At 63.3% G+C, this 19,936-nt stretch carries 22 protein-coding genes; 18 read left to right on the forward strand and 4 right to left on the reverse strand.

Features of this window, described 5'->3' with window-relative positions; translation table 11 throughout:
- Positions 1 to 206: 206 nt before the first annotated feature.
- The 3 genes from CBW66_RS02035 (at position 207) to CBW66_RS02045 (ending at position 4,014) form a co-directional block, all read left to right on the forward strand.
- Positions 207 to 1,964, forward strand: coding sequence for a methyl-accepting chemotaxis protein (locus CBW66_RS02035; protein WP_086136388.1), 1,758 nt, complete (start codon positions 207 to 209; stop codon positions 1,962 to 1,964).
- A 71-nt stretch (positions 1,965 to 2,035) separates the two neighbouring features.
- Positions 2,036 to 2,743: a tRNA-uridine aminocarboxypropyltransferase gene (locus CBW66_RS02040; protein WP_086136389.1), complete on the forward strand. Its 708-nt coding sequence runs from the start codon at positions 2,036 to 2,038 to the stop codon at positions 2,741 to 2,743.
- A 128-nt stretch (positions 2,744 to 2,871) separates the two neighbouring features.
- Entirely contained in the window at positions 2,872 to 4,014 is a 1,143-nt protein-coding gene (locus CBW66_RS02045) for a PA0069 family radical SAM protein (RefSeq protein ID WP_086136454.1), read from the forward strand.
- Positions 4,015 to 4,119: 105 nt separating this feature from the next.
- On the opposite strand, the gene CBW66_RS02050 is transcribed toward CBW66_RS02045, so the two are convergent.
- Together CBW66_RS02050 and CBW66_RS02055 are read right to left on the reverse strand one after the other, a co-directional pair.
- The gene (locus tag CBW66_RS02050; protein ID WP_230491993.1) at positions 4,120 to 4,755 is read right to left on the reverse strand and encodes a gamma-glutamylcyclotransferase; all 636 of its coding nucleotides are present in this window, start codon (positions 4,753 to 4,755) and stop codon (positions 4,120 to 4,122) included.
- Positions 4,756 to 4,784: 29 nt separating this feature from the next.
- A complete protein-coding gene (locus tag CBW66_RS02055) occupies positions 4,785 to 5,750 on the reverse strand; it encodes a LysR family transcriptional regulator (RefSeq protein ID WP_086136391.1) in 966 nt (321 codons plus the stop codon).
- Positions 5,751 to 5,876: 126 nt separating this feature from the next.
- Between CBW66_RS02055 and CBW66_RS02060 the strand changes: the two genes are divergently transcribed.
- The 3 genes from CBW66_RS02060 to maiA are packed head-to-tail and all read left to right on the forward strand — an operon-like array spanning position 5,877 to position 8,148.
- Complete coding sequence (locus CBW66_RS02060) at positions 5,877 to 6,410, forward strand: VOC family protein (protein WP_070224143.1); 534 nt, start codon at positions 5,877 to 5,879, stop codon at positions 6,408 to 6,410.
- A 52-nt stretch (positions 6,411 to 6,462) separates the two neighbouring features.
- Positions 6,463 to 7,485, forward strand: a complete 1,023-nt coding sequence (locus CBW66_RS02065) for a fumarylacetoacetate hydrolase family protein (RefSeq protein WP_086136392.1) — start codon at positions 6,463 to 6,465, stop codon at positions 7,483 to 7,485.
- Between the two features lie 12 nt (positions 7,486 to 7,497).
- Positions 7,498 to 8,148 (forward strand): maleylacetoacetate isomerase, encoded by a 651-nt coding sequence (maiA, locus tag CBW66_RS02070; protein ID WP_086136393.1) that lies wholly within the window; start codon positions 7,498 to 7,500, stop codon positions 8,146 to 8,148.
- A 1-nt stretch (position 8,149) separates the two neighbouring features.
- On the opposite strand, the gene CBW66_RS02075 is transcribed toward maiA, so the two are convergent.
- Entirely contained in the window at positions 8,150 to 9,895 is a 1,746-nt protein-coding gene (locus tag CBW66_RS02075; RefSeq protein ID WP_086136394.1) for a diguanylate cyclase, read from the reverse strand.
- Positions 9,896 to 10,164: 269 nt separating this feature from the next.
- On the opposite strand from CBW66_RS02075, the gene CBW66_RS02080 reads away from it, so the two are divergent.
- From CBW66_RS02080 to CBW66_RS02135, 12 genes are all read left to right on the forward strand, one after another.
- A complete protein-coding gene (locus CBW66_RS02080) occupies positions 10,165 to 10,944 on the forward strand; it encodes a uracil-DNA glycosylase (RefSeq protein ID WP_086136395.1) in 780 nt (259 codons plus the stop codon).
- Between the two features lie 38 nt (positions 10,945 to 10,982).
- Positions 10,983 to 11,534 carry an NADAR family protein gene (locus tag CBW66_RS02085; RefSeq protein ID WP_086136396.1) on the forward strand — a complete coding sequence of 184 codons (552 nt, stop codon included), beginning with the start codon at positions 10,983 to 10,985 and terminating at the stop codon, positions 11,532 to 11,534.
- 325 nt (positions 11,535 to 11,859) lie between these two features.
- On the forward strand, positions 11,860 to 12,336 hold the full coding sequence (gene iscR / locus CBW66_RS02090) for a Fe-S cluster assembly transcriptional regulator IscR (RefSeq protein ID WP_065310626.1): 477 nt from the start codon (positions 11,860 to 11,862) through the stop codon (positions 12,334 to 12,336).
- Between the two features lie 70 nt (positions 12,337 to 12,406).
- On the forward strand, positions 12,407 to 13,633 hold the full coding sequence (locus tag CBW66_RS02095) for an IscS subfamily cysteine desulfurase (RefSeq protein WP_276206280.1): 1,227 nt from the start codon (positions 12,407 to 12,409) through the stop codon (positions 13,631 to 13,633).
- A 54-nt stretch (positions 13,634 to 13,687) separates the two neighbouring features.
- A complete protein-coding gene (gene iscU / locus CBW66_RS02100) occupies positions 13,688 to 14,077 on the forward strand; it encodes a Fe-S cluster assembly scaffold IscU (protein WP_076567031.1) in 390 nt (129 codons plus the stop codon).
- Positions 14,078 to 14,128: 51 nt separating this feature from the next.
- Complete coding sequence (gene iscA, locus CBW66_RS02105) at positions 14,129 to 14,449, forward strand: iron-sulfur cluster assembly protein IscA (RefSeq protein ID WP_034750079.1); 321 nt, start codon at positions 14,129 to 14,131, stop codon at positions 14,447 to 14,449.
- A gap of 66 nt (positions 14,450 to 14,515) precedes the next feature.
- Positions 14,516 to 15,031, forward strand: coding sequence for a Fe-S protein assembly co-chaperone HscB (gene hscB, locus CBW66_RS02110; protein ID WP_086136398.1), 516 nt, complete (start codon positions 14,516 to 14,518; stop codon positions 15,029 to 15,031).
- 108 nt (positions 15,032 to 15,139) lie between these two features.
- Positions 15,140 to 17,020: a Fe-S protein assembly chaperone HscA gene (hscA, locus tag CBW66_RS02115; RefSeq protein WP_086142853.1), complete on the forward strand. Its 1,881-nt coding sequence runs from the start codon at positions 15,140 to 15,142 to the stop codon at positions 17,018 to 17,020.
- Between the two features lie 71 nt (positions 17,021 to 17,091).
- Positions 17,092 to 17,433: an ISC system 2Fe-2S type ferredoxin gene (fdx, locus tag CBW66_RS02120; protein WP_034750070.1), complete on the forward strand. Its 342-nt coding sequence runs from the start codon at positions 17,092 to 17,094 to the stop codon at positions 17,431 to 17,433.
- A gap of 13 nt (positions 17,434 to 17,446) precedes the next feature.
- Positions 17,447 to 17,641 (forward strand): Fe-S cluster assembly protein IscX, encoded by a 195-nt coding sequence (gene iscX / locus CBW66_RS02125; protein ID WP_086136400.1) that lies wholly within the window; start codon positions 17,447 to 17,449, stop codon positions 17,639 to 17,641.
- 64 nt (positions 17,642 to 17,705) lie between these two features.
- Positions 17,706 to 18,545 carry an SAM-dependent methyltransferase gene (locus tag CBW66_RS02130; RefSeq protein WP_230491992.1) on the forward strand — a complete coding sequence of 280 codons (840 nt, stop codon included), beginning with the start codon at positions 17,706 to 17,708 and terminating at the stop codon, positions 18,543 to 18,545.
- A gap of 202 nt (positions 18,546 to 18,747) precedes the next feature.
- Positions 18,748 to 19,506, forward strand: coding sequence for an rRNA pseudouridine synthase (locus tag CBW66_RS02135; RefSeq protein ID WP_086136401.1), 759 nt, complete (start codon positions 18,748 to 18,750; stop codon positions 19,504 to 19,506).
- Here the strand turns inward: CBW66_RS02135 and CBW66_RS02140 are convergent.
- Positions 19,503 to 19,931, reverse strand: a complete 429-nt coding sequence (locus CBW66_RS02140; protein ID WP_086136402.1) for a group III truncated hemoglobin — start codon at positions 19,929 to 19,931, stop codon at positions 19,503 to 19,505. The genes CBW66_RS02135 and CBW66_RS02140 overlap by 4 nt on opposite strands.
- Between the last annotated feature and the right edge of the window lie 5 nt (positions 19,932 to 19,936).

A 19,936-nucleotide genomic window follows, 5' to 3' on the forward strand; every position in this document is an offset into this window, starting at 1 on the left:
GCATGTTATTTCTTGCAATACCATTCTGATTCACTCACAATCTGCTCCAAAGTGGTGCGCTGCGGTGCGCCGCCATCCCGGTGGCGACGTTACTCTCGCGCCATCGCCCGTGATTGCCGCACGGCAGACGCCTGCTATAGTGATTTGTAGCAGTAAGTCGGTTTCGTGGCGTCTGTGCATTGTTTTCTTCAGATAGGAATCACGCAATGAAAAACCTCAAAATCGGCGTACGTCTCGGTGGCGCTTTTGCCGCCGTCCTGCTCCTGTTGACCAGCCTCACCGTGGTGGGCATCGTGCAGATGCAAAGCGCCAGCAAGGAAACCGATGCGCTCGTCAACGTCAAGGTGCGCAACGAGCGCCTGATCGGCGAATGGACCAAAGTCATCGAGGTCAACGCGGCGCGCACGGCGGCCGCCTGGAAGGTCAGCGATCCCGAACACCAGAAGCAGTTTGAACAGGAAATGGCGGTCTCGTCGGCACGCGCCACGGAAATCCAGAACGCCATCGGCAAGAGCGAGCTGAACACCGAAGAGCAATCGCTGTACCAGGAAGTGCTGAGCACGCGCAAAGCCTATACGGAAGTGCGCAAGAATGTGTTCAAGGCCAAGAATGCGGGCGACCTGGAACTGGGCAAGCGCCTGTACGAAGGCGACATGGCCGTCAAGCGCGACATCTATCTGGCGTCGCTGAAGAAGCTGGAAGTGCTGGAAGCCAGATTACTCGATGAAATGGCAGCGCAAATCCGTTCGCGCTACGAAAACGGCCGTTCGCTGCTGATCTCGCTGGGCGTGGTGGCCATCTTGCTGGGCATTGCCTGCGCCTACTGGATCACGCGCTCGATCACGCGTCCCATCACGCGCGCCGTCGAGGTGGCGCAAGCCGTTTCCGCTGGCGACCTGACCAGCCAAATCGTGGTGGAAAGCCGCGATGAGACGGGGCAATTGATGCACGCGCTGAAAAACATGAACGATAAACTGGTGAGTATCGTCGGCCAGGTGCGCGCCGGTACCGAATCGATCAGCACGGCGTCGAGCGAAATCGCGTCCGGCAACCTGGATTTGTCCTCACGCACGGAAGAGCAGGCCAGTTCGCTGGAAGAGACAGCGTCTTCCATGGAAGAGCTGACTTCCACCGTGAAACTCAACGCCGACAATGCGCGCAGCGCCAATCAGCTGGCCATCGACGCCTCGCAGATCGCCAGCAAGGGCGGGGTGGTGGTGTCCGAGGTGGTCAGCACCATGGGCTCGATCAACGATTCCTCGCGCAAGATCGTCGACATCATCAGCGTCATCGACGCCATCGCCTTCCAGACGAATATCCTGGCCCTGAACGCGGCCGTGGAAGCGGCCCGGGCCGGCGAGCAGGGCCGCGGCTTTGCCGTCGTGGCCTCCGAGGTGCGCAACCTGGCGCAGCGCTCGAGCGCCGCGGCCAAGGAAATCAAGGGCTTGATCGACGATTCCGTGCAAAAGGTCGAGGCCGGTTCGCAATTGGTGGACAAGGCGGGCCGCACCATGGACGAAATCGTGCAAAGCATCAGCCATGTGACGCAGATCATGAATCAGATCACCGACGCCAGCGATGAGCAGCGCACCGGCATCGAACAAGTCAACCAGGCCATTGGGCAGATGGACCAGGTGACGCAGCAAAACGCGGCCCTGGTGGAAGAAGCGGCCGCGGCAGCCGAATCCATGCAGGAACAGGCAGCCAAGCTGGCCGACGTGGTGGGCGTGTTCAAGCTCGATGCTACGCAGCGCTATGTTTCGGCCAGTGCGGCTCCGTCTGTGGCGGCCTCTGCGCCAATCAGCGCCGGCACGCGACCTGGCATGCGGCCCGTCACGCGGCGCGCGCCGGCACCAGCCATGGCCGCGCCCACGCCGGGCAAGGCGGCGCCAGCGGAAGCTGTGCACGCACGCACGCCGAAGGCCCCGGTGGCATCCGGCACCGACGACTGGGAAGAGTTTTAAGCGCAGATTCCCTTTGGCATGGCGTGGGCGCTACAATCGCGGCTTGAAGACAGCCGCGAACGCGCTCCGCCATGACCACCCGCCGTACCTCCAGCTCTATTTCCAGCGCTATCGCCAGCCCTGGCGCCGCATCCTCCTTCCAGGCTGAACCAGCCAAACGCGCACGCTGCCCGGTCTGCCTGCGCGCCGCAGCCAGTTGCATCTGCCGCTGGACCACCCCCGTTGCCCACGCCGTGGAAGTGCTGATCCTCCAGCATCCGCTGGAAGTCCACAACGCCAAAGGCAGTGCCCGCTTGCTGCACCTGAGCCTGCCCAACAGCCGTCTGCTGACGGGCGAACAGTTCGCCCCGGACGCGCTCGCCGAACTGCTGGCTGGCAAGCACAATGTGCTGCTGTACCCGGATACGCCCGGCGACCGTTCGCTGGGCATCGCGCCGCCGCCAGCGCTCGACCCCGCCATCTTGCTCGATCCGGCCCGATTTGCGGCCCAATTGCGGCTGGTGGTGCTGGACGCCACCTGGCGCAAGAGCCGCAAGATGCTGTACCTGAATCCTCCATTGCAACAGCTGCCGCGCCTGCCGCTGCGCGATACCCCCGCTTCCCATTATCTGATCCGCAAGGCGCATGCGCCAGACCAGTTATCGACCCTGGAAGCGACGTGCTATGCTCTGATGCAGTTGGAGCAGGACGCATCCAGTTTCGTTCCCCTGATCACGGCATTTGACGGCTTTGTCGCGCAGCAGTTGAGTTATGTCATGCCACACGGCGAAAAAGCTTGAAACGGCAGTACGGTAGCCCTTGATCTTGCCCGCACAGCGGCATAGTATACTGTATGTATATACAGTTGATGGGGCCGTTCATGAAAGCAATCATTCCAGAGCACGATGACAGCTTCGCCGGGCAAGCCATGTTGCCGCCGCAGTCGCTGAAAGCGCACAAGGGCCGCGGGGCCGTCTCGAACCTGCAAGGGCGCCATGAGACGCATGCGCGCGCCGGTTTCGATGACGGCTGGAGCGTGGGCGGCCTGGACGAGGCGGCCGGGGCGGCGGAGGTACCGGGCTGGAAGACGCAGGTCAGCGACGAGCAGGCGCGCACCATTCTCACGCGCAACGCTTCGCCCGATTTGCCCTTCAACGTGTCGCTGAACCCATACCGGGGTTGCGAACATGGCTGCATTTATTGCTTTGCCCGCCCCACGCACAGCTACCTGGGCCTGTCGCCGGGCCTGGATTTCGAAAGCCGCATCTACGCCAAGGTGAATGCCCCCGAACTGTTGCGGCGCGAACTGGCCAGGCCGTCGTATGTGCCCGAACCGATCGCCCTGGGCGTCAATACCGATGCGTATCAGCCGTGCGAACGCGAGCGGCAGCTGACGCGGCGCGTGCTGGAAGTGCTGCACGAATGCGACCACCCCGTGGCGCTGATCACGAAATCATCGCTGATCGAGCGCGATATCGACATTCTGGCGCCCATGGCGGCCAGGCGCCTGGCTGCCGTGGCCGTCACTGTCACGACGCTGGACCCGGCCATCGCGCGCACCCTGGAGCCGCGCGCGGCCGCCCCGGCGCGGCGCCTGCGCACCATCCGCACCCTGACGGAGGCGGGTATTCCCGTGGGCGTGAGCATCGCGCCCATCATCCCGTTCGTGACGGAGCCGGAAATCGAGCAGTTGCTGGAAGCCGTGCGCGACGCGGGCGCCATCCACGCCCATTACGTGGTGCTGCGCCTGCCGTGGGAAGTGAGCCCCTTGTTCCAGCAGTGGCTGGAAGCGCACTTCCCGGAGCGGGCCCAGCGCGTGATGAACCGGGTGCGCGAAATGCGTGGCGGCAAGGATTACGACAGCGCGTTCGGCGCGCGCATGCGGGGCGAGGGTGTGTGGGCTGACCTTATCCGCCAGCGCTTTGAAAAAGCCGTGCACCGGCTGGGCCTGCACGGCAAGGGCGGCCGTTTCAAGCAGCTCGATTGCACGCAGTTCCGCCGGCCACTGGTGGTGCCGCCGCTGGGCGCAAAAGTAAAGAAAGGCAATGCGGGACAGCTGGATTTGTTTTAAATTAAACCGTCGTCACCGCGGATGCCGCACGGTTGCACTCATGGGCAGCAATGCGGGCGAGGCTGGCCTGCGGCTGGGGCAGGGCTCAGGCTGCATCCGGCTATCTCAGGCGCCGGAGGGCGACGTGGCGCTGTCTTGGGGCGATGTCTGGAGTTGCGCCAGATGTTGCTCGATAGCAAAGACATGCGGATCGCTCTTGCCCAGTTCGCGCAGGGCGCTGGCCAGGTGCAGCAGGTACTCGCTGTTCGGGCCGCTCGGGCCGTTTGACCGGGCGATCTGGCGCGCGATATCGAGTTCCGGGGCGGCACCGAGGAAGGCGGCGTTTTCCTCGTTGGCGATGTACACCAGGCCTTCGACCTTGCTGCCATCGTCGAAAGTGATGTCGGTGGCCAGGCGCAGGTAACCGTTTTTTTCGCGGTGGTCGAGGTGGGCGAAGACTTCGGGCGTGATCAGGTAGGCCATACCGCCGCACACGGCGCCCGCTTGCGGCACGATGGTGGCGACCCGGCCCGGCGCCATCGGCGTGCCCCGGTGGTCGTGCGAACCTTGCCAGAAGCGCCGCGTCCAGCCTTCGATACTGGCGGGGCGCCGTTCGATATAGGGGAAGTCCGCCTTGTAGATCAGCGAGCCATAGCCGAACAGCCACACCTGCTCATGGCCGTCGAATTTGTTCATGCGCTGGTTGATGGCGATGGTGGCGGTGTCGTTGGGTGACAGGGCGGTCTGGTCAGGCTGGGTCATGGTGCAGGCGGAAAAGGGCGATGGCGCCATTATAAGTGGCTGCCCGCCGGGCCGCCGGCCGGCAGGGCATCGCGTGCGCCGTTGCTGCCGCCGACGTTCCACTCGTGCGTCTCGACGAACTGGAATAAAAAGGCCATAAAGCTTTCGGCTGCCGGCGACAGCGAACGCCCCGTCTTCGTGTAGACGAAAAAGCGCCGCGTTAGTTCAGGCTCGTGCAGGGTCCGCATGTGCAATTTGTATAGTTTGACCATCGGTTCCGCGTACGGCAGGCAGACCGTGATGCCCAGCTTGGCGCTGACCATGGCCAGCGCCGTCGTCATGAAGGTCACTTCGTTATAGGGATTGAGCGACAGTTCGCGAAACGCACCGTGCATGTCGCGCAGCAGGCGTTCCGTGAACTGGCCCTGCAGCGAGATGAACGGATAGTCGCCCACGTCGGCCCAGGTGACGCGCTCTTTCCGCTGCAGCGGGTGCCGCTCGGGGAAGACCAGCACGAAGGGCATCTCGAACAGCACTTGCGCGGCGATTTCCGCCGTCGGATCACGCTCGGGGCCGATGCCGAAATCGACTTCGCCGCTGAAGACGCGCGCCGACACGTTTTCCACGGGGCAGTCGACCAGACGCAGCTGCACGTCCGGGTGCGCCTGGCGGTAGGCGGCGATCACTTCCGGCAGCAGGGTGCACGCCATCATCTGCGGCGCGGCGATGCGCACCAGGCCCGTCTTCAGGGCTTTGCGCTGGGCGATGCCGGCCATGGCGCCGTCGAGGTCCTCGATCATCTTTTCAAACAGCGGATACAGTTCGCGGCCGATTTCGGACAACTGCGTCTTGCGCGTGCTGCGCTCGACCACGCGCACGCCCAGCACGCTTTCCAGTTCCTTGATCAAGCCGCTCAGCGCCGATTGCGTCACGTGCAGGTATTCGGCGGCCAGGGTAAAACTGCCGGTCTTGGCCAGCGCCACGAAGGCGCGCATTTGCCGCAGGCTGGGACTCATAAGATAATCCGATAAATCAATGGTTAAAAATTGTTTGTATGATAGCTGTAACTCGATTCTAATGGTGAAAAGCTGAAAAACAGGCCAGCCATCGCGCCCCGGGCGCATCCATTGGAGACAAACACCATGAAGATCAAGCAAATCCACCACGTCGCCTACCGCTGCATCGACGCGAAGAAAACCGTCGAGTGGTACGTCAAGCATTTGAACATGAATTTCGTCCTCGCCATCGCCGAGGACCTGGTGCCGTCGACCAAGGCGCCGGACCCGTACATGCACGTCTTCCTCGACGCGGGCCAGGGCAATGTGCTGGCCTTTTTTGAACTGCCGACGCAGCCGCCGATGGACCGCGACCGCAATACCCCGGCCTGGGTGCAGCACCTGGCGCTGGAAGTGGGCAGCATGGAGGAATTGCTGGCCGCCAAGGAGCGCCTGGTGGCCGCCGGCATCGAGGTGCTGGGCCCCGTGAATCACGCCATCTTCCAGTCGATCTATTTCTTCGATCCGAACGGCCACCGCCTGGAGCTGGCGGCCAACGTGGGCACGCCCGAGATGATGGCCAAACTGGACGCCGTCAAATGGGAAATGCTGGAAGAATGGTCGCAGACGCGCCGCGCGCCGAAGCACGCCGCCTGGATGCATGCGCCGGCCGAAGCCTGAGCGCCGCATAGGGAAAACATCTGAACAATACGCCAAACAAGGAACACACTCCATGAAACTCGCAACCCTGAAAAACGGCAGCCGCGACGGCGCCCTGGTCCTCGTCAGCCGCGACCTGCGCCAGTACCAGCGCGTGGCCGCCATCGCCCCCACCCTGCAGGCGGCGCTCGACAACTGGGACGCCGTGGCGCCGAAACTGGAACAGGCCTACGCCGACCTGAACGCGGGCCAGGCGCCGGACGCGCAGCCGTTTGACGCCAGTCTGTGCCACTCGCCGCTGCCGCGCGCCTACCAGTGGGCCGACGGTTCCGCCTACATCAACCACGTGGAACTGGTGCGCAAGGCGCGCAACGCGGAAGTGCCGGCCTCGTTCTACACGGACCCGCTGATGTACCAGGGCGGCTCCGACAGTTTCATCGGCCCGCGCGACCCCATCTTCGCCCTGTCGGAAGAGTGGGGCATCGACCTGGAGGCGGAGGTGGCGGTGATTACGGGCGACGTGGCCATGGGCGCCAGCGCGGACGACGCGGCGAAAGCGATCCGCCTGGTCATGCTGGTCAACGACGTCTCCTTGCGCAATTTGATCCCGGGCGAACTGGCCAAGGGCTTCGGTTTCTTCCAGTCGAAGGCGGCCAGCGCGTTTTCGCCCGTCGCCGTCACGCCCGATGAACTGGGTGCCGACTGGGCGGACAGCAAGCTGCACCTGCCGCTGCTGGTGGACTTGAACGACAAGCCGTTCGGCAAGCCGAATGCGGGCGAAGACATGACCTTCAATTTTGCGCAACTCGTCGCCCATGCGGCGAAGACGCGCGAACTGGGCGCCGGCAGCATCGTCGGCTCGGGTACCGTGTCGAACAAGCAGGGCAATCTGTTCGGTTCCAGCATCGAAAACGGCGGCGTGGGTTACTGCTGCCTGGCCGAAGTGCGCATGTATGAAACCATCGAACACGGCACGCCAAAGACGGCCTATCTGAAGTTCGGCGACACGGTGCGCATCGAGATGCGCGACGCGGCCGGCGCCAGCATCTTCGGCAGCATCGAGCAGACGGTCGCGCTGTACGCCGGCCGCGCCTGAGGAGGGCGCCCCATGAAGCTGTACACTTATTTTCGCAGTTCGGCCGCCTACCGCGTGCGCATTGCCCTGAACCTGAAGGGCATCGCCTACGACAGCATTCCCGTGCATCTGCTGCAGGACGGCGGCCAGCAGCTGCTGCCGGCCTACCGCGCCGTCAACCCGTCGGCCCTGGTGCCGGCGCTCGATGACGACGGCGCCATCCTGACGCAGTCGCTGGCCATGCTCGAGTACCTCGACGAGACGCGGCCAGCCGTGCCGCTGCTGCCGGTCGATGCGCTGGGACGGGCTCGCGTGCGCGCGCTGGCGCTGGCGATCGCCTGCGACGCGCATCCGCTGACGAATCTGCGCGTCCTGAAATACCTGAAAAACACCCTCGGGCTGTCGGACGAGGCCAAGCAGGAATGGTACCGCCACTGGATGGCCGAAGGGCTGGCGGCTGTGGAAGCGCTGCTGGCGCAGGGCGATCCGGCCGGAACTGGCCTGTTCTGTCATGGCGACAGCCCGACGATGGCCGACTGCTGCCTGGTGCCGCAAGTGTTCAACGCGCAGCGCTTCGCCATCGACCTGGCTCCGTACCCACGCGTGGCGCGCATCCACGCGCATTGCGCCGGCTTGCCCGCCTTTGCCGCCGCCCATCCGTCGCAGCAGCCTGACGCCGAATAGTTCAGGCCGACTCGACCCTGTCCCGTCCGCCGTGCTTGGCGCGGTACAGGGCCTGGTCGGCACGGATCAACAGGTCGGTCAGGCTGTCCGCGTCGCGCCTGTTGGGCGCGGCCGGCTGCGGTACGCTGGCCGTCACGCCGATGCTGATGGTCAGGTTGATCTGCTGGCCGTCATCGCACTCCACCCTCAGGCACGCCGCCGCCATGCGCAGGCGCTCCGCCACTTCCAGCGCCACCGGCAGCGGCGTTTCCGGCATCAGCAGCACGAACTCCTCGCCGCCAAAGCGCGCCGCCGTATCCATGGCCCGCGTCACGCCGCGCAGCACCTGCGCCATGGCGACGATGGCGCGGTCGCCCGCATTGTGGCCATGGCCGTCGTTGATGCGCTTGAAGTAGTCGATGTCGATCATCAGCAGCGACAGCGTGTGGCCAAAGCGCTGGGCGCGTTCGAGTTCCTCGCCCAGCCGCAGGGTCATCATGCGGCGGTTGCCCAGACCTGTCAGCGGATCGGTCGTGGCTTGCTGCTCCAGCCGGGAATTGGCGACCAGCAGTTCCAGGGTGCGCTGCAAGACCCGTTCCTCGAGCACGTCGCGCTCCGCATGCAGGGCCGCCACGCTGGCGCGCCGGCTGCGCTGGGCCAGCAGCAGGGCCGTGATCAGCGCCGCCTGCAGCGCGATCAGCGATAGCCCCGCGATGATCTGCCAGTGATATTGCGCCCAGACTCCCTGCGGCCGGTTCAGAATACGCGCCTCGTCGGGCAGGTTGCGCAAGCCGAAGCGCCGTACCGCGGCATCGTCGAAGATATATGCCTGCATGCCATCCGCGGCCGGTGTTTTGCCTTGCAGGATGCGCGCGATGGTGCGCCCCACTTCTTCTCCGCTGATGACATAACCGCCGGTCACGCCGGGCACGATCATCGATTCCACGCTGGTGAAAATGGGCACGGCGCTGCGCGCAGCCAGGTCGCGCGCCACGGCTGGCGGCGTGGTGCGCTCGCCCAGCACGTCGCGGTAGACGGGCAGCAGATAGATGGCGCTGCCGCTGCCCAGCTCCCCGGTCCGGCGCCGCAGCTCTTCCTGGCTCAGGTGATCCCAGAAATCGATCTGCAGCCGTCCCTGGTAGGGCCGGGTGGCGCTGCGCAGGTCGGCGATCCAGGCCTGGCCCCGCGCGCTGCCATCGCCGACGATGGCGATCTGGCGTAGCCCCGGCAGCACTTGCAGCATGATGGCGATGGCCTTGCCGAAATCGTGGCGCACGTCGAGATTGATGCCGTCGGCGGGTATCCAGTCCTGCCGTCCCTGGTTGACGTAGTAGCGGGGCACGCCGGGAAACAGCTTCGGGTGCTGGCGCAGGAATTGGGCCGCCAGGTAGTTTTCCGTAATGATGGCGTCGAGCTGCACCATCCGGTACTTGGTCTGCAGGTAGGCTTCCAGCCCGGCCACGGCGGGCAGCTCGCCCACGCGCACGGAATCGAGCCGTTCTTCAAAGAGGCCGGGCGTGACGCTCAGGTTCTGGTTGCCCAGTTCCGCGCTCATGCCCCTGTGGATCAGCGTTTGCCACAGCGACGAGGCATCGCTGCCCAGTGAATACAGCACCAGCACTTGCCTGGGCGCCGGATGCGGTGCGTCGGAGGGCGCCGCCGTCTGTGCGTGGCCGGGGAGCGGCACGGCGCAGCATAGCCATAGCAGCAGGCCCGGCCAAAGCCGGCGCGCGGCGTCGCGCCATCGTGTGCGGTCGTGTTCGTGCATGTGGGAGGCAGTTTGTTTAGAACTTGCCCGGACGCAATAAGCGTAGGTGGATAGGAAAATCCGGTAAGCACTATTTCTTGATAAGGCGCAAGTCCCAAGGAAACCAGTCTAGCATTGCCTGGCTCGCTTGGCGCATGGGTATTGCAATTTTCAACAATATTGTTGCGCTATTGGTATTGCTTGGGGGTGTGTCAATGCGACGTAATCGACAAGGTGAGCTTGCCGGTACGCTACAATTTGCGTTTGCCCAAATATTTTACTGACGCGCCATGACCGCTACCACCATTCCTGTCAGCATCACCGATGCCCTGTCCCTGGCGCATGCTTCCTGGCGCCCCATCCTGCTGCGCGGCTTGCACGCCGTGATGGCGGCCGATCCCGCCTACCTGCCGGCGCTGGCCGTCGACGCTTACCTGCCCACGCAGGGCCGGCTGTTCGCCGCCTTTGCCCTGCCGCTGGAGCAGGTGCGCTACGTGCTGGTGGGCGAGGGACCGTATCCGCGCGCCGACAGCGCCACGGGCGTGTGCTTCATGGATGGCGCCGTCGGCAGCCTGTGGTCGGCCACGGGCCTGTCGAAGCCCGTCAACCGCGCCACCTCCCTGCGCAACTTCATGAAGATGCTGCTGGTGGCCGATGGCCGGCTGCAGGGCGGCGACACGTCCGGCGCGGCCATGGCGCCCGTGGCGGCCGCCGCGCTGCAAGCCGGCAGCAGCGTGATCCAGACCCTGCCCGACTTGCAGCGCAAGATGACGGAGCAGGGCTTCCTGCTGCTGAACGCGGCGCTGGTATTCCGCTCCCACGTGCCGCCCGTGCAGGATGCGCGCGGCTGGCTGCCGTTCCTGCAGGTGGTGCTCGAAGCGCTGGCGCAGCCGGGCGGGGCGGTGCCGCCGCAACTGGTGCTGTGGGGCAAGATTGCCGAGCTCATCAAGCGCCTGCCGGTGGCCGCATCCTTGCCGCAGGTGACGGCGGAACATCCGTATAATCTGTCCTTTATCGGCAACAGCGACATGCAGGCCTTGTTTGGCCCGATGCAACTGTTGCGTGCTTGAGCTTGAATCATCGCCGGTCTGGCGGAAGTGCGGGGAATATGCAAATCAGTAACGTGGAAGAATTGAAGGCGTGGATCGCGGCGGGCGGCGAGCCCGACTATCTGTATTTCTGGGGGCACACGCCGGCGCAGCCGCAGGTGCCCGACAAAAGCTGCTTCAGCCAGTGGTTTCCGTCGCCATTCAGCCTCGCCGGCGTGACGTATGCCACGGCCGAGCACTACATGATGGCGCAAAAGGCGGCCCTGTTTGGCGATACTGCCGTGCAGGCGCGCATCGTGGCGGCCGCGCGGCCGTCGGAAGTGAAGAAGCTGGGACGCGAAGTGGCCAATTTTGACGCCAAGGTGTGGGAAGCGGCGCGCGCCGGCATCGTCTTCGATGGCAACTTCGCCAAGTTCTCGCAAAAAGCCGCGCTGCGCAAGTTCTTGCTGGGCACGGGCGAGCGCGTCATCGTCGAAGCCAGTCCCGTCGACCGCATCTGGGGCGTGGGCCTGGCGTCGGACAATCCGCGCATTGGCGACCCCGCCACCTGGGACGGCTTGAACCTGCTGGGTTTTGAACTGATGAAAGTACGCAGCGCTCTCCGCGGATGATAGCGCCTGACCAAACCTGCTGCGCGTCGGCATAGGTGGCTTGCGATGCTCACCGTACTAGAGTACGGTTGCGCTTCTCTGCCACCTCTCCCTTTCGCTCGCGACGGTTTTGTCAGGTGCCGTGAAGCAGGTGATTGTCCATATTGTTGTTTTCCTGATGCCGCCGCGCCTGGCGCGGCCGGCCATGCCCCTGCCAGCCCTGTGGTCATCGCGGGCGCTCTGACAAACCCCGCCGAATTTGTTATACTTGACTAAATCATTCAACTACTCAGGGTTTGAGGAGTTGAAAAACCGCAATATTTTAAACCAGTTGACCAGAGGATGTATGCGTCTGACTACAAAAGGCCGTTTTGCCGTGACTGCGATGATCGATCTTGCCCTGCGCCAGGGCAAGGGACCGGTCACCTTGTCGGGCATCAGCCAGCGCCAGTCGATTTCCCTGTCCTACCTGGAACAGCTGTTCGGCAAGTTGCGCCGCCATGAAATCGTCGAATCGATCCGCGGCCCCGGCGGCGGCTACAGCCTGGCGCGCCGTGCCGACAAGGTGACGGTGGCCGACATCATCATCGCCGTCGACGAGCCGCTCGACGCCACGCAGTGCGGCGGCAAGGAACATTGCCACGGTGCCGACGCGGCCACGGGCGCGCGCTGCATGACGCATGAATTGTGGTCCACACTCAACGAAAAAATGGTCGATTATCTGGATTCTGTGTCCTTGCAGGACCTGGTCGACCAGCAGAGACAAAAGAATGCCGAGCAAAGCGTGATGGTGATGCACCGTAACCACGCCGCCCTCGGTTGAACATAACAAAATACCAAGTTGCTGATTGCAGGAGTTATTGATGAACGCCCCAGAAAAAAACGTAGGCCAAGTGCACTTTGAAACGGCACCGCATTTCCCGATCTACATGGACTACTCGGCCACCACGCCGATCGATCCACGCGTCGCCGACAAGATGATTCCCTATCTGCGCGAGCAGTTCGGCAATCCGGCATCGCGCAGCCACATGTACGGCTGGACGGCGGAGAAAGCCGTGGAAGAGGCACGCGGCCACGTGGCGGCCCTGGTGAACGCCGATCCGCGCGAAATCATCTGGACGTCCGGCGCGACGGAAAGCAACAACCTGGCCATCAAGGGCGCGGCGCAGTTCTACAAGACCAAGGGCAAGCACATCATCACCGTCAAGACCGAGCATAAATCGGTGCTCGACACGGTGCGCGAACTGGAACGCATCGGCTTCGAAGCGACCTACCTGGAACCGCAGGACAACGGCCTGATCACCGTCGAACAGCTGGCCGCGGCCGTGCGCGCGGATACCATCCTCGTGTCGGTGATGCTGGTGAACAACGAAATCGGCGTGATCCAGCCGATCGACGAGATCGGCGCGTTCTGCCGCTCGAAAGGCATCATCTTCCATTGCGACGCCGCGCAAGCGACGGGCAAGGTCGTCATCGACCTGCAAAAGACCAAGGTCGACCTGATGACCTTCACCGCGCATAAAACCTACGGCCCGAAAGGCGTGGGCGCCCTGTACGTGTGCCGCAAGCCGCGCGTGCGCCTGGAAGCGCAGATGCACGGCGGCGGCCATGAGCGCGGCCTGCGCTCGGGCACCTTGCCGACGCACCAGATCGTGGGCATGGGCGAGAGCTTCCGCATCGCCAAGGAAGAAATGGACAGCGAAATCGGCCGCATCAAGTCCTTGCGCGACCGCCTGGCCAAGGGCCTGCAAGAGATCGAAGAAGTCTACATCAACGGCGACATGGACCACCGCGTGCCGCACAACCTGAACGTCAGCTTCAACTACGTTGAAGGCGAGTCGCTGATCATGGCGATCAAGGATATCGCCGTGTCGTCCGGTTCGGCCTGCACCTCGGCCAGCCTGGAACCATCGTACGTGCTGCGCGCCCTGGGCCGCAGCGACGAACTGGCGCACAGCTCGATCCGCTTTACCATCGGCCGCTTCTCGACCGAGGAAGACATCGACTTCGCCGTGAACCTGCTGAAATCGAAAGTACACAAATTGCGCGAACTGTCGCCGCTGTGGGACATGTTCAAGGAAGGGATCGACATCAATTCGATCCAATGGGCGGCACACTAACCAACACGAAGGTCCCGCTCACGGGGCCGGCAAGAATATTAAAGGAGCATCAAAATGGCTTACTCGGACAAAGTACTCGATCACTACGAAAACCCGCGCAACGTGGGCGCTTTCGACAAGGGTGATGAAACCATCGGCACCGGCATGGTGGGCGCGCCCGCCTGCGGCGACGTGATGAAACTGCAGATCAAGGTCGGCGCCGATGGCCTGATCGAAGACGCGAAATTCAAGACCTACGGCTGCGGTTCGGCCATCGCCTCGAGCTCGCTGGTGACGGAATGGGTCAAAGGCAAGACCTTGGATCAGGCGCTGGCCATCAAGAACACGCAGATCGCCGAAGAACTGGCCCTGCCGCCAGTGAAGATTCACTGCTCCATCCTGGCGGAAGACGCCATCAAGGCGGCCGTTCTGGATTACCAGACCCGCCATCCTGTAGCAGCTTAAACGTTGGCAGCCCGCCCCAGCCGCAAGGCCGGGGCAGTTGCGGAGAAATACATGATCACACTGACCGAAAAAGCGGCGAAACACATCAACCGTTATATCGAGCGGCGCGGCAAGGGCATGGGCTTGCGCTTCGGCGTGCGCACCACGGGCTGCTCGGGCTTGGCTTACAAGCTTGAATATGTCGACGAAGCGGCGGCCGAAGACAGCGTCTTCGAATCGCACGGCGTGAAAGTCTTCGTCGACCCGAAAAGCTTGCCTTACATCGACGGCACGGAACTCGATTTCGCGCGCGAAGGCTTGAACGAAGGCTTCAAGTTCCACAATCCGAACGAAAAAGACGCCTGCGGCTGCGGCGAGTCCTTCAGGATTTAAACAGCTGGCAAGACCCCGGTCGGTGCGCTGTACCCATCGATTGCGGTACAGCGACCACCGACCATTATGCAAAACCACTTCGAATTATTCCAGTTGCCGGCGCAGTTCTCGCTCGACATGAGCGCGCTCGACGCGGCCTACCGCGACGTGCAGGGCAAGGTCCACCCGGACCGTTTCATTAACGCCAGCAGCGCTGAAAAGCGCGTGGCGATGCAATGGGCCACGCGCGCCAATGAAGCCTATCAAACCCTGAAAAGCCCGCAAAAACGCGCGCAGTACCTGTGCGAGCTCCATGGCGTCGATTTGCAGACGGAATCGAACACGGCCATGCCGGTCAGCTTCCTGATGCAGCAGATGGAATGGCGCGAAGAGCTGGGCGACGCGCGCGCCGGCAAGGACGCCGACGCGCTCGACGCCTTGGACCGCCAGCTGCGCGGCGAACGCAAGGCCTTGTTGGCGCAGGTGGCGGCCCAGCTCGACGCGGGCGACTATGCGAATGCCGCGCAAAGCGTGCGCGCCCTGATGTTCCTCGACAAGTTCGGCGAGGAAGTCCGTTTTGCCTATGAGGCCATCGAGGCTTGACCAGGCGATCGCTTGACCGGCGTGCCAAGCGCCAGTCTGGCGCGCGTCTTATAATGCGCACCAGGCATCAGCTGCATCACGCAATAAATTAATCGAGGCACGAATACAATGGCACTTCTGCAAATTTCCGAACCAGGCATGTCGACCGCGCCGCACCAGCACCGCCTGGCCGTCGGCATTGACCTTGGCACCACCAATTCCCTGGTCGCGACCGTGCGCAACAGCATTCCCGAGGTGCTCAACGACGACGAAGGGCACTCTTTGCTGCCGTCCGTCGTGCGCTACCTGCCGAACGGCCACGCCAACATCGGCTACAAGGCCCTGTCCGCACAAACCACCGACCCGAAGAACACCATCGTCTCCGTCAAGCGCTTCATGGGCCGCGGCCTGGCCGACATCGCCTACGCGGAAAACCTGCCATACGATTTCCAGGACACGCCTGGCATGGTGCAGCTGAAAACCGTGGCCGGCGTGAAAAGCCCGGTTGAGGTGTCGGCGCAAATCCTCGCCACCCTGCGCCAGCGCGCGGAGGATTCCCTGGGCGACGACCTGGTGGGCGCCGTCATCACTGTGCCCGCCTATTTCGACGATGCGCAGCGCCAGGCGACGAAAGATGCGGCGCAACTGGCTGGCATCAACGTGCTGCGCCTGCTGAGCGAGCCGACCGCAGCCGCCATCGCGTATGGCCTCGATAACGCATCCGAAGGCGTGTACGCCGTGTATGACCTGGGCGGCGGAACCTTCGACATCTCGATCCTGAAGCTGAGCAAGGGCGTCTTCGAAGTGCTGTCCACTGGCGGCGACTCGGCCCTGGGCGGCGACGATTTCGACCGCCGTCTGTTCTGCTGGATCAGCGAGCACGCCAAGCTGGCGCCGCTGTCCGATGAAGACACGGCCATCCTGATGGTGAAGGCGCGCGAAATCAAGGAATTGCTGTCGACCAAGCCGGAAACGACGATCGACGCCAAGCTGAACTCGGGCGAAGAGATCCACCTGCGCATCACGGCGGTTGACTTTGCCGCCATGACGCAGCACCTGGTGGCCAAGACCATGAACGCCATCAAGAAAGCACTGCGCGACGCGAACGTGGATGCGGACGACGTTGACGGCGTGGTGATGGTGGGCGGCGCCACGCGCATGCCGCACGTGCAGCGCGCCGTGAGCGAATTCTTCCACACGACGCCGCACGCGAACATCGACCCGGACAAAGTGGTGGCGCTGGGCGCGGCCATCCAGGCGAACTTGCTGGCCGGTAACCGCGCCGCCGGCGACGACTGGCTGCTGCTGGACGTGATCCCGCTGTCGCTCGGTATCGAAACCATGGGCGGCCTGGTGGAAAAAATCATCCCGCGTAATTCGACGATCCCGTGCGCACGCGCGCAGGAATTCACGACTTTTAAAGATGGCCAGACGGCGCTGGCCGTGCATGTGCTGCAGGGCGAGCGCGAACTGGTCAGCGACTGCCGTTCCTTGGCGCGTTTTGAATTGCGCGGCATTCCGCCGATGGTGGCGGGCGCCGCGCGCATCCGCATCACCTACCAAGTCGACGCGGACGGCTTGCTGTCGGTCTCGGCGCGCGAACTGCGCTCGGGCGTGGAAGCGTCGATCAGCGTCAAGCCGGCGTATGGCCTGGGCGACGACGACATCGCCCGCATGCTGCAGGATTCCTACACCTCGGCCGACACCGACATGGTGGCGCGCGCCTTGCGCGAAGAGCAGGTGGAAGCGGAACGCATCCTGCTGGCCACGCAATCGGCGCTGGACGAAGACGGCGGCTTGCTCGACGACGCGGAACGCGCAGCCGTCGACGGCCTGATGAACAAGGTGCGCGACGCCATCGCGCAATCGCAAAGCGGCGCCATCGACCACCAGGCCTTGAAGCTGGCGATCGAAGCACTGGCCGACGGCACCGAGGATTTCGCCTCGCGCCGCATGGACCGCAGCGTGCGCACGGCCTTGACGGGCAAAACGCTGGACCAGGTCGTTTAAAAATAATTGAACAGCGCGCCGCAGGCACTCGCCGCGGCCGCGCTCCGAATGACAGACTGAAAGAAGAAACCATGCCACAAATCGTTATCCTGCCGCACGCCAAGCTTTGCCCGGACGGCGCCGTCATCGAAGCCCCGGCCGGCAAGTCCATCTGCGACATCCTGCTGGAAAACGACATCGACATCGAGCACGCCTGCGAAAAATCGTGCGCCTGCACCACCTGCCACGTGCTGGTACGCGAAGGCATCGAATCGCTGAACGAAGCGACGGAACTGGAAGAAGACATGCTGGACAAGGCCTGGGGCCTGGAAGCCGTGTCGCGCCTGTCGTGCCAGTCCATCGTGGCCGAGGCCGACCTCGTCGTTGAAATCCCGAAATACACGATCAACCAGGTCAGCGAAGGCAGCCACTAGTATGGCAACTAAGATGAAATGGTCCGACATACACGCGATCGCCGAGGCTTTGTTCGACGCGCATCCGGACATCGATCCCCTGACCGTGCGTTTCACCGACCTGCATAACTGGGTGGTGGCGCTGGACGGCTTCGACGATGACCACACGCGCGGCGGCGAAAAAGTGCTCGAAGCGATACAGATGGCGTGGATCGATGAAGCGCGCTAAGGGCGCGGCACCCGCCGCCACCGCAGCTTCCGCGCCGAAAGATGTCATCACGGCCGCCAGCAACATGCCCGAGATCAAGGATGGCCAGTCGGTCGCCTTGCTGCAGGAATTGCACATCCTGACGCGCGACGGCAAGATGAACCAGGACAGCCGCCGCAAGCTCAAGCAGGTGTACCACCTGACGCAGTTCATCGAGCCGCTGCTGCGCGAAGTGCAGCTCGACCACCCCGGCGTGTCGCTGGTCGACCACGGCGCCGGCAAGTCGTATCTCGGTTTCATCCTGTACGACCTGTTCTTCAAGAACGGCAACGACGGTTCGCACATCTACGGCATCGAAACGCGCGAAGAGCTGGTGCAGCGCTCGCAAGAGCTAGCCGCTAAGTTCAAGTTCCCCGGCATGTCGTTCCTGCCGCTGTCCGTGGCCGAATCGACGGAATCGAACTTGCTGCCGCAGCAGATCGACATCGTCACGGCCCTGCATGCGTGCAACACGGCCACCGATGACGCCATCCACTTCGCCCTGAAGAAAAAGGCGAAGTTCATGGTGCTGGTGCCGTGCTGCCAGGCGGAAGTGGCGTCCGTCCTGAAGAAGAACAAGGGCAAGAGCCTGGGCAAGAACGTCTTGACGGAATTGTGGCGCCATCCGCTGCACACGCGCGAGTTCGGCAGCCAGATCACCAACGTGCTGCGCTGTCTGCAGCTGGAAGCGCACGGCTACCAGGTCAGCGTGACGGAGCTGGTGGGCTGGGAACATTCGATGAAGAATGAACTGATCATCGCCAGTTATAAAAACCTGCCGCGCCAGCGCCCGACCGAGCGCTTGCAGGAAGTGCTGCAGACCCTGGGCCTGGAAGAGATGGGGCACCGTTTCTTTGCCGAAGAGTTGGCGAAGGCGCAAGCCTGATTGTTGGATTACGCGTTCCGCTAATCCAACCTACCACACCCGCCACGACCGCGCAGGTCGGGCAGGTCGGGTAGGTCGGATTAGCGCAGCGTAATCCGACAATCGGCAGCGTAATCAAACAACCACCACACAGCGACAAAAGGCGAGGAGCGGGTCGGTTACAATACCGGCTTTCTCCTCCTCTTGCTTTTTGCGCCTCCCCATGACCACACCAATTGACATGCCCACCGTCCGCCTGGCCAAACGCCTCGCTGAAGACTTGCCCTGCTCACGCCGCGAGGCCGAGCTGTATATCGAGGGCGGCTGGGTGACGGTCGACGGCGTGCTGGTGGAAGAGGCGGGCGCGCGCGTGGCGGACAAGCAGGAAGTGGTGCTGCTGCCAAACGCGACACTCGATGAAATGCCGCCCGTGACCATCCTGCTGCACAAGCCGGCCGGCATCAACGGCGGCGTCGGCAGCGAAGGCAAGCCGGCCTTGAGCTGTTTGCGTCCGGAAGAGATTTTTACGCCGGAGAACGTGGCGCCCAGCTCCGTCACGCGCTTTCTCAAGCGCCACCTGATCGGTCTGACGATCACCAATCCGCTCGACACCATGGCGTCCGGCCTGCTGGTGTTCACGCAGGATTTCCGCGTCGCCCGCAAACTGGTCGATGAAGCGAAAACGGTGGAGCAGGAATTCATCGTGGAAGTGTCGGGCACTATCGCTGAAAACGGCCTGGCGCTGCTGAATCACGGCTTGCCCTTCAATGGCAAGCCTTTACCTCCGATCAAGGTCAGCTGGCAGAACGAGACGCGCCTGCGTTTCGCCCTGAAAAACGTGCAGCCGGGCCAGATCGCCCATATGTGCAAGATGGTCGGACTGGACGTCGTCGGCATGAAGCGCCTGCGCATCGGCCGCATTCCGCTGGGCGCCATGCCCGTGGGGCAATGGCGCTATCTGCAGGGCTACGAACGGTTCTAAAGCTGCGGCGCCACGATGGCGTGGTTTTCCGCAAAGCTTTTCCATAGCCGTTCGGCAATATTCAAGGCGATGGTATCGGCCTTTTCCTGCAAGGCCAGGTTGCCCATGCTCTCGGTCGTGGCAAAAAACAGGGTCAGCCAGCGGCGGAACATGCACGGCGTCAGGTTTTCCATTTGCGCGTGCTGGGCCAGCGGCTTGCCGTGGTAGCGCATGGTGCCGCGTAGCAAGCCTGACCAGAAATCGATCAATGTTGCCAGATGGGCATCCCAATCCTTGACCTCGGCGGCAAAAATGGGGCCCAGCATGGCGTCGTCGCGCGCGGCCGCATAAAAAGTGTGGACGAGGTGCTTGACTTCGTCTTCGCTGCAGACTTCCTCGCGGTAGGGGGCGAAGCGCGTGTGGGGGAGGGGGGCGGTATTCTTCATGGCAT

The organism is Janthinobacterium sp. GW456P, from assembly GCF_002127655.1.
Lineage (GTDB): Bacteria > Pseudomonadota > Gammaproteobacteria > Burkholderiales > Burkholderiaceae_D > Janthinobacterium.